Annotated in this window: 17 protein-coding genes; 10 read left to right on the forward strand and 7 right to left on the reverse strand. The window is 74.8% G+C overall.

From position 1 onward, the window contains the following. The first annotated feature begins 59 nt into the window (after positions 1-59). Together HN031_RS18995 and HN031_RS19000 are read left to right on the forward strand one after the other, a co-directional pair. Positions 60-464 (forward strand): hypothetical protein, encoded by a 405-nt coding sequence (locus HN031_RS18995; RefSeq protein ID WP_172274040.1) that lies wholly within the window; start codon positions 60-62, stop codon positions 462-464. A 3-nt stretch (positions 465-467) separates the two neighbouring features. After that, a complete protein-coding gene (locus HN031_RS19000; protein ID WP_172274043.1) occupies positions 468-1472 on the forward strand; it encodes an ROK family protein in 1005 nt (334 codons plus the stop codon). Here the strand turns inward: HN031_RS19000 and HN031_RS22075 are convergent. Next, entirely contained in the window at positions 1457-2695 is a 1239-nt protein-coding gene (locus tag HN031_RS22075) for a TIGR00300 family protein (RefSeq protein ID WP_172274046.1), read from the reverse strand. The two genes, HN031_RS19000 and HN031_RS22075, sit on opposite strands and share 16 nt — an antisense overlap. Positions 2696-2723: 28 nt before the next feature. Continuing rightward, positions 2724-3290, reverse strand: coding sequence for a hypothetical protein (locus tag HN031_RS19010; protein ID WP_172274049.1), 567 nt, complete (start codon positions 3288-3290; stop codon positions 2724-2726). A 95-nt stretch (positions 3291-3385) separates the two neighbouring features. Between HN031_RS19010 and HN031_RS19015 the strand changes: the two genes are divergently transcribed. Genes HN031_RS19015 through HN031_RS19035 form a run of 5 tightly spaced genes read left to right on the forward strand, consistent with a single transcriptional unit; the run spans position 3386 to position 7340 of the window. Further along, positions 3386-4195, forward strand: coding sequence for an alpha/beta hydrolase (locus HN031_RS19015; protein WP_367650823.1), 810 nt, complete (start codon positions 3386-3388; stop codon positions 4193-4195). Between the two features lie 9 nt (positions 4196-4204). Further along, the gene (locus tag HN031_RS19020) at positions 4205-4957 is read left to right on the forward strand and encodes a lysophospholipid acyltransferase family protein (protein ID WP_172274052.1); all 753 of its coding nucleotides are present in this window, start codon (positions 4205-4207) and stop codon (positions 4955-4957) included. A 29-nt stretch (positions 4958-4986) separates the two neighbouring features. Beyond that, a complete protein-coding gene (locus HN031_RS19025) occupies positions 4987-6120 on the forward strand; it encodes a MacS family sensor histidine kinase (protein WP_172274055.1) in 1134 nt (377 codons plus the stop codon). 4 nt (positions 6121-6124) lie between these two features. Further along, positions 6125-6643: a flavin reductase family protein gene (locus tag HN031_RS19030; RefSeq protein WP_172274058.1), complete on the forward strand. Its 519-nt coding sequence runs from the start codon at positions 6125-6127 to the stop codon at positions 6641-6643. A 52-nt stretch (positions 6644-6695) separates the two neighbouring features. Further along, positions 6696-7340, forward strand: a complete 645-nt coding sequence (locus HN031_RS19035) for a response regulator transcription factor (RefSeq protein WP_322425487.1) — start codon at positions 6696-6698, stop codon at positions 7338-7340. 30 nt (positions 7341-7370) lie between these two features. Here the strand turns inward: HN031_RS19035 and HN031_RS19040 are convergent, their stop codons facing one another. From HN031_RS19040 to HN031_RS19050, 3 genes are all read right to left on the reverse strand, one after another. Next, on the reverse strand, positions 7371-8408 hold the full coding sequence (locus tag HN031_RS19040) for a hypothetical protein (protein ID WP_172274061.1): 1038 nt from the start codon (positions 8406-8408) through the stop codon (positions 7371-7373). Continuing rightward, positions 8405-8872 (reverse strand): class F sortase, encoded by a 468-nt coding sequence (locus HN031_RS19045; protein ID WP_172274064.1) that lies wholly within the window; start codon positions 8870-8872, stop codon positions 8405-8407. The genes HN031_RS19040 and HN031_RS19045 overlap by 4 nt, the downstream gene beginning before the upstream one ends. Positions 8873-9057: 185 nt before the next feature. Further along, positions 9058-9921, reverse strand: coding sequence for a DUF4397 domain-containing protein (locus HN031_RS19050; protein WP_172274067.1), 864 nt, complete (start codon positions 9919-9921; stop codon positions 9058-9060). Positions 9922-10135: 214 nt separating this feature from the next. On the opposite strand from HN031_RS19050, the gene HN031_RS19055 reads away from it, so the two are divergent. Genes HN031_RS19055 through HN031_RS19065 form a run of 3 tightly spaced genes read left to right on the forward strand, consistent with a single transcriptional unit; the run spans position 10136 to position 12435 of the window. Beyond that, the gene (locus tag HN031_RS19055; RefSeq protein ID WP_172274070.1) at positions 10136-11032 is read left to right on the forward strand and encodes an arylamine N-acetyltransferase; all 897 of its coding nucleotides are present in this window, start codon (positions 10136-10138) and stop codon (positions 11030-11032) included. Continuing rightward, positions 11029-11511, forward strand: a complete 483-nt coding sequence (locus tag HN031_RS19060; protein WP_172274073.1) for a GNAT family N-acetyltransferase — start codon at positions 11029-11031, stop codon at positions 11509-11511. Before HN031_RS19055 ends, HN031_RS19060 begins: the two co-directional genes overlap by 4 nt. Positions 11512-11520: 9 nt before the next feature. Then, on the forward strand, positions 11521-12435 hold the full coding sequence (locus HN031_RS19065) for a hypothetical protein (protein WP_172274076.1): 915 nt from the start codon (positions 11521-11523) through the stop codon (positions 12433-12435). On the opposite strand, the gene glpK is transcribed toward HN031_RS19065, so the two are convergent. Both glpK and HN031_RS19075 read right to left on the reverse strand, forming a co-directional pair. After that, positions 12432-13901, reverse strand: a complete 1470-nt coding sequence (glpK, locus tag HN031_RS19070; protein WP_172274079.1) for a glycerol kinase GlpK — start codon at positions 13899-13901, stop codon at positions 12432-12434. The genes HN031_RS19065 and glpK overlap by 4 nt on opposite strands. Further along, positions 13898-14764, reverse strand: a complete 867-nt coding sequence (locus HN031_RS19075) for a DUF1028 domain-containing protein (protein ID WP_172274082.1) — start codon at positions 14762-14764, stop codon at positions 13898-13900. Before HN031_RS19075 ends, glpK begins: the two co-directional genes overlap by 4 nt. Positions 14765-14824: the final 60 nt, after the last annotated feature.

Genomic DNA, 14824 nt, shown 5'->3' on the forward strand with positions numbered 1-14824 from the left:
TCCGTCGCGTCGTATCGTCGCCTCCTGAACGCCCAGCCCGCGACCCGTCAGGAGACCTCATGAGCGACGCCGCCGGCACAGACCCCGTCGGCTCCCTGGGCGAGGAGGCCGCGAAGCTGTTCGGCGCCCTCTCCGGGTGGGCGCGCGAGCAGGTCGAGGATGCGGGGGACGGGCTGTCCGACATGGCCGCGCAGGCGGCGGCCACCGTGCACGACCTCGACGAGCACCTCGCCACCGGCTCCGCCGAGTGCACCGTGTGCCCGGTCTGCCGCACGATCCACGCCGTACGACAGCTGGACCCCGAGGTGGTCACGCACCTGTCGAGCGCGCTGACGTCGCTGGCCCAGGCGGCGGCCTCCCTGCTGTCCACCCGTCCACCGGCGCAGGACGACGCCTTCGGTGACGAGCACGCCACCAGTGACGAGCACGCCGACCACGACGACGCGTGGCCCGAGGACGCGTGACCGGTGGCCTCTGACGGGCCGGGTGTCGGGCCGGGTGTCGTGGTCGGCGTCGACATCGGCGGCACCAAGGTCCTCGCCGGGGTCGTGGGCGACGACGGCCGGGTCTCGGGCACGGCACGGCGTACGACGCCCGGGCGCCGGGTCGTGACCCAGCGGGTCGAGGACGCCCTGGTCGAGGCGATCGTGGAGGCGACGGCCGGTCGGCCGCTGGCCGGTGTCGGGGTGGCGGCGGCCGGCTTCGTCGACTCGGGCGGCGAGCGCGTGATGTTCGCCCCGCACCTGCCGTGGCAGGGCCAGCCCCTCCGCGAGCTGCTCGAGGACCGGCTCGGGTGCGAGGTGCGGCTCGACAACGACGCCAACTGCGCGGCGCGGGCCGAGTCCCGCCACGGGGCGGCCCGGGGTGCGACCTCGGCACTCATGATCACGATGGGCACCGGCATCGGGGGCGCGGTGCTGGTGGACGGCCACGTGCTGCGTGGCGCCAACGGCATGGCCGGGGAGTTCGGGCACATGCAGGTCGTCCCCGACGGGCAGGCGTGCGAGTGCGGGCGGCGTGGGTGCTGGGAGCAGTACTCGTCGGGCAACGCGCTCGTCCGTGAGGCCCGGATGCTGATGCGCGAGCAGCCGTCCGTGCTGTCCGAGATGAGCGGCTCCGACCACGACCGGATCACCGGCCCGATGGTCACGGCCGCCGCCGAGGAGGGCGACCTGGTGGCGCGGCGCGCCTACGCGTCCGTGGGGGACTGGCTGGGCGTCGGCACCGCCAACCTCGTCGCCGCGCTGGACCCGGAGGTCGTGGTGATCGGGGGAGGGGTGTCCGCCGCGGGCGACCGGCTGCTCGACCCGGCGCGGGCGGCGCTGCAGCGCACGCTGGTGGGGGCCGCGCACCGGAGGGTCCCGCCGCTCGTGGCCGCGCAGCTCGGGCCTCAGGCGGGGATGATCGGCGGGGCGCTGCTCGTGTCGCGTCCGGGTCGTCGTCCCGACCCCGCGGGTCAGGCGCGCCGGTAGTCCGGCACGAGCTCCAGCGAGAGCTGCTCGAGGAACAGCCCCACGTCGGCCACGATGCCGCGACCACGGTGGGTGCCGCGGTCGGCCAGCCTCGTGACGGTGGCCGGGTCGAGGTCGACGCACACCAGCGGGACCGTCGCCGGGAGGATGTTGCCCGTGGCCACGGAGTGGTGCTGGGTGGCGAGCATCAGGCAGTAGCCCACGTCGTGGATCTCCTCCCGCATGGCGCGCAGGCCCTCGAGCACGTCGGTGTGCACGTCGGGGAGCGGGCCCTCGTCGCGGACGGAGCCCACGAGCACGAAGCGCTTCCGCTCCGTCACGAGCGCGTGCATGATCCCGCTCGTCAGCACGCCCGCCTCGACGGCGGCGGCGATGGAGCCGGCCTTGCGGACCGTGTTGAGCGCGCGCACCCGGTGCTCGTGGCCGTGCTCGACGCCGGCCGCGGACACCTCGCCGCCGAGGTCGGTGCCGTAGAGCGCGGACTCGACGTCGTGGGCGGCGAGGGCGTTGCCGCCGAACAGCGCGTCGACGAAGCCGGCGCGGACGAGGGAGACCAGTGCCTGGGAGGCGCCGGTCCGCACCACGCCCGGGCCGGCCACCCACAGCAGCCTCTTGCCGGCCTCCCGGGCCCGGCGCATGCCGTCGGCCACCTGGCGCACGACGACCGTCTGCGGGCGGTCCGTGGGGGAGCCGCCCCGCGCGGCGAGGAGTCCGTCGTCGACCGGCGCCGGCCGGGGGACCGACACGCGGATCCCCGACGCGCCGACGACGCACCGCATCCCGGCCTCGACGTCCGACATCGGCACCGTGCGCACGCGTACGTCGCCGGCCGGTGCCTCGTCGACGACCAGGCCGCAGTCCATGGCGGGGTTCTCGACCTCGTGCCAGGCGCCGCCGATGCGGACACGGGTCTCGAGGTTGGTGGTGGCGTAGAAGCCGTCGGGCAGCACGCCCGGGACCTCGGCCTCCGCGGTGAGCGCGTCACCGACGGCGACCTGGTTGACGCCGCGGGTCTGCAGCCGCATCAGCAGCCGCTGGAGGGAGGTGTCGTCCTCGGCCTCGACGGTGATCCTCGCGCTGGAGGGGTCGTGGGCCTCGTGGCCGACGTCGAACTGCTCGATGACGTAGTCGCAGCCGTAGTCGCGGATGTCGTCCAGGACGCGGGACAGGATGCCGCTGTCCATCAGGTGTCCGGTCACCTCGACGGTCTCGCGTGCCCCCACCCGAGCGACCCTACTGGGTCCCTCGGTCTCAGACGCGCGAGCCGTCGTCCCAGGGGTCACGGGGCGAGCGCGGCATCTCGAGGACCAGGTAGAGGAACCCGCCGACGAACCAGGCGACCAGGAGCCACCCCACGACGGAGGGGACGTAGAGCGACAGCAGCCCGATCAGCAGCGCCATGGCCGGAGCCACGGCGATGCCGGCCCAGGCGAGCCCCCGCTGCCACGTGCGGGGGAGCGGCAGGGGCGGAGGGGGCGGCGGGGTGAACCGCTCGGAGGCGGCGATCGCCCGCTCGCGGACCTCGACCTCGTCGTCGTCGACGAGGTGGTCGGGCAGCGGCTCGGTCGGCGCGTGGCCCGCCGGAGCGGCGGGCGGCTCGGACGAGGGCTCGGACTCCGACGGGGACGTGCCGGTGTCGGTCGCCGGCCCGGTCGACGGGTCGGCGGTGGCTCCGGGCGGCACGTCCTGGGTCGGTTCGCCGGCGCCGGCGCGCGCGTCGTACGCCTCGTCGTCGGGGAGCACCGCGCGCTCGCCGTAGTGCTCCACGATCTCGCGCCACGCCAGCTCGGTGCGGCTCTCGTCGCCAGGCGTCGTCACGCCCGCCACGGTACCCGGCACGTGGTTCTCGACGGGTGCCGCGACCGTCCCTCGGGCGGCGGTGCGGCGGTGTCGGTGTGGTGCACACTGTGCCCGTGAAGATCCCGTTCCGCGGTGCCCCGGCGGCTCCCCTCGACCCCGCCCTCGTCGCGCCGATGTCCACCGCGGCCGACCCCGCGAGGACCGGTGGCCGCCGGATCGGCGTCCTCGTCCAGCACGGGTTCACCGGCAACCCCGCCTCGATGCGTCCCTGGGCACAGGACCTCGCGGGTCGCGGGTACGCCGTCGAGATGCCGCTGCTGCCCGGCCACGGCACCCGGTGGCAGGACTGCAACCAGGTCACCTGGGGCGACTGGGTGGCGACCGTGGACGGTGCGTTCGACAAGCTGGCAGCCGAGAACGACGCGGTCGTGGCGGTCGGGCTGTCGATGGGCGGGGCGCTCTGCCTGCGCCTGGCGGCGGACCGGGGCGACGAGCTCGCCGGCATCGTGGTCGTCAACGCTGCCGTCGACACCCTCCGCAAGGACGTCAAGCTGCTGCCGGCCCTCAAGCGCGTCGTGCCGGGGATGCCGGGCATCGCCAACGACATCAAGAAGCCGGGCGCCGACGAGCACGGCTACCCGACCACCCCGCTCAAGGCGGCCGCCTCGATGTTCGCCGGCTACGCCGAGCTGCGGCGCGACCTGCCGAGGGTGACGATCCCGGTGCTGTTCTTCCGCTCCGCGGAGGACCACGTCGTCGACATCTCGAGCTCGCGGGCGCTCAACGCGCGGCTCTCCTCCAAGGACTTCGAGGAGCGGGTGCTGCAGAACAGCTACCACGTCGCGACCCTCGACCACGACGCCACGCGGATCTTCGCCGAGTCCGCGGAGTTCATCGAGCGGGTCACCGCGGCACGGGACTAGGCTCGGCCCGTGCTCTATTGGTTCCTGAAGTGGATCGCCCTCGGGCCGGTGCTGCGACTCGTGTTCCGGCCCAAGGCCTACGGCGTGGAGCACGTCCCCGACGTGGGTCCCGCGATCCTCGCGAGCAACCACCTGTCCTACGCCGACTGGCTGTTCATGCCGCTCACGCTCAACCGGCGGGTCACCTTCGTGGCGAAGGCGGAGTACTTCACCTCGCCGGGCATCAAGGGCTGGTTCCAGAAGAAGTTCTTCACCGGGGCGGGCCAGGTCCCGATCGACCGCTCGGGCGCCAACGCCGCCGAGGGGGCGATGAAGTCGGCGATGAAGATCCTGGCCCAGGGCGACCTGTTCGGGATCTACCCCGAGGGCACCCGCTCCCACGACGGCAAGCTCTACCGCGGCAAGACCGGCGTCGCCCGGCTGGCCCTCGAGACCGGCGCCCCAGTGGTCCCGTGCGCCGTGGTCGGCACCGATGTCGTCGCCCCGACCGGCAAGGTCTACGGCACCTGGACGCGCCCCGTCGTGCGCTTCGGCACGCCGCTCGACTTCTCCCGCTACGCCGGGATGGAGAACGACCGCTACATCCTGCGGTCGATCACCGACGAGATCATGTACGAGATCATGCGCCTGTCCGGGCAGGAGTACGTCGACCTCTACGCCAGCAAGGCCAAGGAGCTCGACAAGGAGCGGGCCAAGCAGGCCGCGGCCGAGCAGGCCGAGCGCGACAAGGCCGCGGACGGGCCGGAGCAGAAGGCGTCCTGAGCGCCCGACCCGGTCCGTCCTCCGCCGCAGTGCGGGGCGACTCGGCGCTCGCCGTCGAGGACCGGCTCTACTCGGCCCTGGCCATAGTGCGGGTCGTCGTCACGATCAACATGGTCGGCCTCAACGCCTACCGGCGCGAGAGCTTCGAGCACCCGACGGCCGGCCTGGTGGTCGTCGCGGCCCTCGTCGGCTGGACCGCCGTCGCCATCTGGCTCTACCGCGACCGGCGCCGTCGTGTGCCGGCGCTGCTGGTGGCCGACCTGGCGATCGCGCTGGCGGCGATGGCCGTGACGCCGTGGGTGAAGTCGGAGGGCTTCAACGCCACGATCCCGGGCTACTGGGTGATGGGCGCCCTGCTCGCGTGGGCCATCCACTGGCACTGGCGCGGCGGCCTGGCGGCGGCCGCGCTGATCGCCGCGGCCGACCTGCTGCCGCGCTCGGAGGTCGACCAGGGCAACTACGGCAACGTGTTCCTGGTCCTCATCGGCGGTCCCGTCGTCGGCTACCTGTGCGAGTCGCTGCAGCGCATGGCCCGCGAGCGCGACGTCGCCGAGCGCGCGGCCGCGGCGGCGGAGGAGCGCACCCGCCTGGCCCGGGCCGTGCACGACGGCGTGCTGCAGGTGCTGGCCATGACCCAGCGCCGCGGTGCCGCGGCCGGTGGCGACTGGGCGGACCTCGGCCGGCTGGCGGGCGAGCAGGAGCGCAGCCTCCGCTCGCTCATCCGCCAGCAGGACACCGTGCCGGCGGGGCACGGGCACCGGCCGACGGGACAGGTGGACCTCGCGGGCGCGCTGGAGGCGATGGCCACCGCTCACCCGGTGCGGGTGGAGGTGGCCACGCCCGGCGGGACCGTGCTGGTGGACGAGCGCGTCGCGACCGAGGTGGTCGCGGCGGCGCGGTCCTGCCTCGACAACGTCCTGACCCACGTCGGTGCCGACGCGACGGCGTGGATCCTCGCGCAGGCCGCGCCCGACGCCATCACCGTCTCGGTACGCGACGACGGCCCGGGCATCGAGCCCGGGCGGCTCGAGCAGGCCGAGGCCGAGGGCCGACTGGGCGTCGTGTCCTCCATCCGCGGGCGGATCGAGGAGCTCGGCGGCACCGCCGCGGTCGACAGCGGGCCCTGGGGCACCGAGTGGGACCTGACCGTCCCGCTAGCGTGACCGGGTGACCATCCACACGACCCACCCGTTCCTCGAGCCCGAGGGCGACCGCGACCCCGTACGACGCCTGCGCGGGCGTGTCGGCGGCACGGTGTCGCTGTGGACGGCCGGCGTCGAGGCGAGCGGGCGGGCCGGGCTGACGGTGTCGTCGTGGCTGGTCGCCGGTGGCGAGCCCGGGCGCGCGCTGGCCCTGCTGGACCCCGACGCCGACCTCACCGATGCCCTCCTCGAGACCGGTCGCGGCGTGCTCCAGCTGCTCACCTGGGACGACCGCGAGCTGGCCGACGCCTTCGCCGGCACCGCGCCCGCCCCGGGCGGTCCGTGGCGGCTCGCCGACTGGGTGGCGTCCCCGCACGGCCCGCGGCTGGCGCACGCGACCACGTGGGCGGGCCTGGAGGTCGAGTCGGACGTCGAGGTCGGGTGGTCGCGGCTGGTGACCTGCCGGCTGGTCGAGGTGGTCGTCGGCGAGGACACGGCACCGCTGGTCCACCGGCGTGGCCGTTACCGTCCGCCCGCCGACTGACCGGTCTACGATTCCCACACCTACGAGGGGACGACGTGGCGAGGGTGATGACGTGGTGAGAGTGATGGTGGTCGACGACCACCCCATGTGGCGCGACGCGGTCGAGCGCGACCTGCAGGCGGCCGGTCACGACGTCGTGGCGATCGCCTCCAACGGCCGCGAGGCGATGGCGCGGTTCCCCGCGGCGGCACCGCAGGTGGTGGTGCTCGACCTCCAGCTGCCCGACCACAGCGGCGTGCAGGTGACGGGCATGATGCTCGAGCACGACCCGACCGCCCGGGTGCTGATCCTGTCCGCCAGCGGTGAGCAGGCCGACGTCCTCGAGGCGATCAAGGCCGGCGCCACCGGCTACCTCGTCAAGTCCGCCTCCAGCGCGGAGCTGGTGGACGCGGTGACCAGGGTCGCCGACGGCGACACCGTCTTCACCCCCGGGCTGGCCGGGCTGGTGCTGGGGGAGTTCCGCCGGATCGCCGACGGTCCCGCCGACGACCCGCGCGACCAGCTGACCGAGCGCGAGACCGAGATCCTCAAGATGGTCGCGACCGGCATGAGCTACAAGCAGATCGCCGCCCGCCTGGTGCTCTCCCACCGCACCGTGCAGAACCACGTCCAGAACACCCTGCGCAAGCTGCAGATGAACAACCGCGTCCAGCTCACCCGGTGGGCCATCGAGCACGGGCTCGACGGCGACGCCTGACCCCTGACCGAGCCTGCGGGCCGGACTGGCTCAGGACAGGTCGACCTGCGCCACCACGCGGCCACCCGCGTCGGCGCCGGTGAGCTCGACGTGCCACTGACCCTCCGTGTCCGCCTCGCCGCAGGGCGTGGGGGACGGTGAGCCGGCGGTCGCGCACGCCAGGGAGAGCACCGCCTTCGAGCGGATGACACGGGTGTCCTCGGGCTGCTGGGCCGACACCTCCAGCGCCGTGGTCGTGGCCAGCCCCCGGCCGAGCACCGAGGTGCTCCGCTCGACGGCCCCGGCCAGCTCGTAGCTGACGAGGACCCGGGTCGCCTCGCTGAAGACGTACGACGCACTCGTGAACGTGATCACCTCGGGACCCGACGCCGGCTGGTCGTCGGCCGTGACCTCGACCGCCGACGCCTCGAGCAGGATGCCGGGCGCGAGCTCCGGCAGCGCGACGTCGACCTGGTCCAGCGGTTCGGCCGCGTGGATCCAGTGCGTCACCTCGAGCACCCCGTCGGGGCGGACGCGGGTGACCGTGCGCGACGCGCCCGGCTCCGGCCAGCTCTCGGCGGCGGCGGACGCCGTGCCGGCGTCGTCGCGCCCGCCGTCGACGACCTGCCAGACCACCAGGCCGCCGACCACGAGCGCGGCCACGCCGAGGAGGGCGAGAGCGGCTGCTCTCCGCCGGCTGCCGGGAGCGCGATCGGACGGGGGGCCGCCCGGCGCGGCGACCGGAACGGGTGCCCGGGCGGGTGCCGGGGCGGGTGCCGGGGCGGGTGCCGGGGTGGTGGCCGGGGCGGTGGCCGCAGCGGCCGGGGCGGTCACCTGCACCTGCCGCTGTGCCGGCGCTGCCGGTGCGGCTGGCCGCGCCGGAGCCGCAGGGGCTCGCAGCGCCTCCGGCTCGACGACCGGTGCGGCGGTCACGGGCTCGGCAGCGGGCGCCGGGGCGGTGGCCTCGGGCTCGGCCGTCGGGGCGTCGGGCTCGACGTGGGGGGCGAGCGACTCCTGCTCCGGCGCCGGCCGCTGGACAGGCGGGAGCACGGTGGGGAGGCGCTTCTTGTACTGCTTCTTCGGGCTCACGTCTGCTCCGGTGGTCCGAGGGGCACGGCGGTCACGACGGCCAGGTGCTGGTAGCCGCCTCGAGAGGCATCGTAGGGAGGGGCGCAGGTGACCAGGGTCAGCCGGCCTGGACCTGACACGTCGAAGATCCACGAGTCGTCCGACAGCGTGCCCTGCGGCACCAGGCGCCGCGAGCGCACCTCGAAGGCCTGGCGCACCCCCGCCGACACGAGCACGACCCGCGCCCCGCGACCGACGGTCAGCAGCTCGGCGAAAGGGCCGAGGCCCTCGGTCCGCGAGTCGACGTGGGCGGCCACGAGGATCGAGCCGAACGGGTCGCCGAGGCGCGACCCGCCTCGCCACCACCCCGCGACGTCGACGTCGTCGGGCACGTCGAGGAGCCCCGACGGCGTCGTGCCGACGGCGCTGATCCGCACGGTGCGACCGCTGGGGAGCGTGGCCTCGCGGGGCGCCCGGGCGGCCACCACCGAGGGTGCCCGACGTGCCGGTGCGACGGGTCGTCCCTCCGCGGTCGACCGGGCGGTGGGCGTGGGAGAACCGGGTGGGGTCGAGGAGGCGGTCGGAGCACCGGCGGGCTCGACGGTCCCACCTCCGCAGGCCGCGCTCGTCCAGAGCAGTGCGCCAGCCACGATCATCGCCGGTGTCGGTCTCATCCTGCCGGGCGGCGGTGCGCGGCAGGCGTACGCCGGCGCAGGCCGAGGGCCACGGCGGCCGCGGCACCGAGCAGGACGCCCAGCAGGCCGAGGAGCGTCGGGCCACCGGCACCGTCCGCGGGGCCGTCGAAGGTGACGACGGCCTCGGTGGCCAGGCCCGCGGACCCGGTGTCGATGCGGGTGGGCTGCACGCTGCCGTCCGGAGCGAGCTCCGCCGTGTGGGCGATGACGTTCATCGAGCTGTCGCGCGGGTTGCCGTAGGCGTAGATCATCGACAGCGTCCCCGCCTCGAGGCTCACGTCGAGCGGGCCGAGGATGGGGTCGGCGGCCGAGCCGGACGGCAGCAGTGCCACCTCGATGCTGCCCTCGGGGACGTCGGCGTCGGCGAACTCGCCGTTGGCGATGTTGGTGAAGACCGTCTGCCCGTCCACCTGCACGTCGGCCGGTGCGACCGTCGCGGTGTGGGCGAGCAGGACGCGTGCCTTCCCGGGACCGATCGGTCCGTCCGGCGCGGCGTAGGAGTGCACCAGCGGCTCGCCGCCGACCTCGGCGGGCAGGTGCAGCACGACGTCGCTGGCGGCTCCGGCGCGCACCTCGAGCGTCGACTCCACGTCGACCCCGTCACCGCTGAAGGCGATGTCGTGGGCGCCGGGCGCCAGCTCGAACGGCCCGAGCACGTCGCCGACCGCGCTGTCCTGCGCGACGGAGCGGCCGTCGACCGACACGTCGACCGCGACGCCGGGGACGGCCTGGATCACGGTCACCCGGGCGGTCCCGGCGGCGGCCGATCCCGGCTGCGCGGGGGCGAGCGCGAGCATCGCGAGCGTCGCGACCAGCAATGACGGAACAGCTCTGCGCATCTGGATTCACCCCCGTGTCGGGGTCCCGGGCGCGGGACCGGCTCCCACCTGAACACCGGGGGGCGGGCGCCTCAACCCCCAAATCGGGTACGAGGGGTGGCAACCCGCACCCATCGGGGTAGGTTTCGACGCGCTGCGGAGCGCCGGGCGTGCCGGCGACGGGTGCCGGAGGACCACGGCTCGAGGCAGTGACGACTCGGAGAGGGAGGCAGGGGTGGGCGAGGCGGAGACGCTGCTGGAGGCGTACCTCGGGCGGCTGGGCCTCACCGGACGCCCTCCCGCCACCCTGGCCGGGCTCCGGCGGGTGCACCGGGCCCACGTCGCGCGCATCGCCTACGACAACCTCTCCATCATGCTCGGCCGTCCCGACCCGGTGGACGCAGCGGCCGGGACCTCCCGCGCCGCCGCGGGGGGACGGCTGGGCTACTGCTTCCACCAGAACGGTGCCTTCGGCTGGCTGCTCTCCGAGCTCGGGTTCTCCGTCAGCCGGCGTCACGGGCACGTGTGGGTCCGCCCCGAGGACCAGCTCGGCACCACGCTCAACCACCTCGTCCTCGTCGTCTCCGGACTGCCCACCGACGACAACCCCGGCGGCCACTGGTGGGCCGACGCGGGGCTGGGGGAGGGCTTCGCCGAGCCGCTGCCCCTCGTCCGGGGCGACCACGTGGTCGAGGGGTGGTCGTTCGGCATCGGGGCCGGGTTCGGGGCACAGGCGGCCGGCCGCCCCACCGGCCCCGCCGCCTGGACCTACCGCCACCTGCCGGGCGGGGTGCTCCGGGGCATCGTGGTGACCTCCCGCGACCACTCGCCGGCGGCCGTCGCCACGGCCCACGAGTGGCTCAGCCTCGCCCCCGAGTCCCCCTTCCGCCGGGTGCTGGTGGCCCAGCGCGTCGACGGGCCCGACCAGCGGACGGTGCGCGGGCTGGTGCACCAGGTGATGACCCCGGCCGGGCGTGACCAGCACGACCTGGCGTCGTACGACGACTGGCGCGGCGCGCTCGTGGACGACCTGCTGCTGCCGGTCGACGACGTGACGCCGGAGGAGTGGCGCTCGCTGTGGGACCGCACGCAGGCCTCGCACCGCGCGTGGGACGAGGCGGGCCGGCCGTGACCACCGAGGGCCACGCAGCGCGTCGCGGGTGGCGTCGTGCGACGGCCGACGACGTCGTCGCCCTCCGCGACCTCGAGCGGGCCGCGAGCCGGGCCGGCCTGGCGCACGTGTTCGGCGACCTGCCCTACCCCGACGACGACGTGCTCGCCCGCTGGGCGCTCCTGCTGGACGACCCGACCGTCGTCGTCGACGTGGTCGACGACGAGGACGGCCTCGTCGTGCTGGCCGCCCACGACGGATCCACGCTGCGGCACCTCGCCGTGCGACCCGACCGCTGGGGCGCGGGGCTGGCGCGCGACGGCTTCGCCCGCGCCGAGGCCGCGGGGGCGCGCCGGCTGTGGGTGCTGGCCGACAACCACCGGGCACGCACGCTCTACGAGTCGCTCGGCTGGCGGCCCACCGGCGAGAGCCAGGAGTGCCCGTGGGCGCCGTACCCGACCGAGGTGGAGTACGCCGCCCCCGCGGAGGCGGGCTCCTAGGATCACCCCATGCCCGACTCGAGGTCCGACCCGCTGCTGCAGATCGCCGACGACCTCTACGCCCTGCCGCTCGCCGACTTCACGCCGTCGCGCGACGCGCTCGTCAAGGAGCACAAGGCCGACAAGGCCCTAGCGGCCGGCATCAAGGGACTGCGCAAGGCCTCCGCTGCCGCGTGGGTGGTCAACCTCCTCGTGCGCCGCGACCCTGACCAGGTGGACCAGGTCCTGGCGGTGGGGGCGGCGCTGCGCGACGCCCAGGAGAACCTCGACGCTGCCCAGCTGCGCGAGTTCACCAAGCAGCGTCGCCAGCTCACCGCCTCGGTCACCACGGCAGCGCGCCGGATGGCCCGCGAGGAGGGCGTCCGGACGACCGAGTCGGTCGCCGACCAGGTCGAGGCGACCCTCACCGCGGCGATGCTCGAGCCCGACGCCGCCCGGGCGGTGCGGAGCGGACTGCTGGTGACCGCCATCGAGGCCACCGGTCTCGGCGACCTCGACCTCAGCGGCGCCGTGGCGCTGCCGGAGGCGCTCGGCTTCAGCGCCACGGCCCGACCCGCCCCGGGCCCCGACCCGACCACCCGGCCCCAGCTGCACGTCGTACCCGACCCGGACGCGGACGCCAAGGCCCGCGCGGCAGCCGACGAGCGGCTCTCCGATGCCAGGTCGGCGCTGTCGGAGGCGGAGAAGGAGCACCGGGCCGCGCGCCGGACCGTGGAGAAGCTCCAGGCCCGGACGCTGCAGGTGCAGTCCGAGATCGACGAGCTGCGCAGCCGGATCGCGGAGCTCGAGGGTGCGCTGGAGGAGGTCGACGACGAGCTGGGCGACGCCGAGGCCGTCCAGGCCGAGACCGAGGAGGCGGTGGACGAGGCGCGCGAGGAGGTCGAGACGGCGCGTGCCGCCCGCGACAAGCTCCGGGGCGGCTAGCCGGCCCAGCCCTTCGACCGCTCCACGGCGTCGCTCCAGCGGGCGTACGACGCGTCGAGCGCCTCGCGGTCACCGGCCGGCTCGAAGCGCCGGTCGAGCGCCCACGTGTCGCGCAGGTCGTCCGTCGAGGCCCAGAGGCCGGTGCCGAGCCCGGCGAGGAAGGCCGCCCCGAGGGCGGTCGTCTCGACGATCTCGGGGCGCTCCACGGCCCGACCCACCTGGTCGGCCTGCACCTGGCACAGCAGGTCGTTGGCCGCCGCGCCCCCGTCGACGCGCAGGGTCGTCAGCCCGGGCAGGGTCTCGAGGACGTCGCGGACCTCGAAGGCGATCGCCTCGAGCGTGGCCCGCACGAGGTGCGCCCGCGTGGTGCCGCGGGTGATGCCGATGATCAGGCCGCGCGCGTGGGGGTCCCAGTGGGGCGCGCCGAGCCCCGTCAGCGCGGGCACGAACACCACGCCGTCGGTGTCGTCGACCGTGGCCGCGATGGCGGCCGTCTCGGCGGCGCTGCCGACCACCTGGAGCCCGTCGCGCAGCCACTGCACCGCCGCGCCCGTCACGAAGATGGCGCCCTCGAGGGCGTACGTCATCGCGCCGTCGGGGCCGCGCCAGGCTGCGGTGGACAGCAGGCCGGCGTCGCTGCGCACGACCGCGTCACCGGTGTTGGTGAGGATGAAGGACCCGGTGCCGTAGGTGCACTTGGACTCGCCCTCCTCGAAGCAGGTCTGCCCGAAGAGTGCGGACTGCTGGTCGCCGGCGATGCCGGCGATGGGCAGCGAGAGCCCGAGGAACACGGCCGGGTCGGTCGGTGCGACCTCGCCCCAGTTGGGGACCAGGTCCGGGAGGGCGTCGCGCGGGACGCCGAACAGGTCGCAGAGCTCGTCGGACCAGTCGCCGCCCTCGAGGTCGAAGAGCAGGGTGCGGCAGGCGTTGGAGACGTCGGTGACGTGCCAGGTGCCGCGCGTCATCCGCGCCACCAGGTAGGAGTCGACGGTGCCGACGGCGTACCTGCCGGACTCGACGAGGGCCCACGTGTGCGGCTCGTGCTCGGCGAGCCAGGTGAGCTTGGTGCCGGAGAAGTAGGGGTCGAGGCGCAGCCCGGTGAGCTCGGCGACCCGCTGCTCGTGGCCCTCGGCTCGCAGCCGGTCGCAGATGTCGGCCGTGCGCCGGTCCTGCCACACGATGGCGCGCCGCGGCGAGCCCAGCGTCTCGCGGTCCCAGAGCACGACCGTCTCGCGCTGGTTGGTGATGCCGACCGCGGTGAGCTCGGACCGGTCGACCTTGCCGAGCACCTCGCGGGTCGCCTCGAGGGTGGCCTGCCAGATCTCCTCCGGCGAGTGCTCGACCCAGCCGGGCTGCGGGAAGTGCTGGCTGAACTCCTGGTAGCCCTTGGCCCGGATCCGGCCGTCGGCGGTCACCACCACGGCCGTCACGCCGGTCGTGCCGGCGTCGATGGCCAGGATGCTCACGCGGGGTCCCCGCCCTGCGCCGCGTCGGGGTTCTGGTCGCGGATGATGGCGAGGATCCGCCGGTCGATCCACCCGGGTCGCGCACCGGAGTCCACGCGCATCTCGTAGTTCTCCGAGCCCACCCACATGTGGAAGCTCTCCTTGCCGTCGGCCTTCGCCAGCGCCTCGAGCTCCATCATCAGCGCGTCGTCGACCGGCACCTGCTCCTCGGGGGTCGAGGCGGTGAGGTAGAGCTCGTTGAGGTCGACCAGCCGCGCCAGCTCGGTCACGGGGTCGGTGTGGTCGTCGACCCGGAGGTCGACGGCGACGTCGTCGTGGCCGCCGTAGCCGGCGCCGTCGCGGACGACGAGCAGCGCGGCCGACTGGCGCCCGCGGCTGTCCCCACCGGCGGCGTCGCCGGCCGTCAGCGCCGCGAGGAGCCGGCGCTCCAGCGACAGGTCGCCGGCGTCCCGCCACGCCCGCTCCATGGCCTCGACGACCTCCGGGCCGGTGAGGATGTTGCCCTGGATGGCGTAGCCGCCGTGCTCGCCGCTGCGACCGGTCACCCCGCCGGCCCACGCGAAGCACTCCGCCCCCGTCCACGTGGCGGCGTTGCCGTCGGAGTCGACCATGCCGACCTGGCGGTGCTCGCGTCCCTCGTCCTCCTCGACGAGGCGGTCGAGGGCGACCTGCGCGGTGGCGCCCTCGTCGAGGTGGGCGAGGCCGAGGTACTTGTAGGAGATGTTGGCGTCGGCCTGGGTGGCGATGGCCCCCACGCCGGCTGCGGCGGCGGGCACGGCGGAGCCGACCGCCAGGAACTTGGAGGCCACGGCCACGCCCCAGGAATCGCCGTCGTCGGACCTGGCCACGATCGAGAACGTCATGCACCGAAACATAGCCGGAGCCGGCCCTAGGGTGAGGGTGTGCTGTCCCGTCTCGGATTC

Source organism: Nocardioides sp. zg-1308, from assembly GCF_013155375.1.
Classification (GTDB): Bacteria; Actinomycetota; Actinomycetes; order Propionibacteriales; family Nocardioidaceae; genus Nocardioides; species Nocardioides renjunii.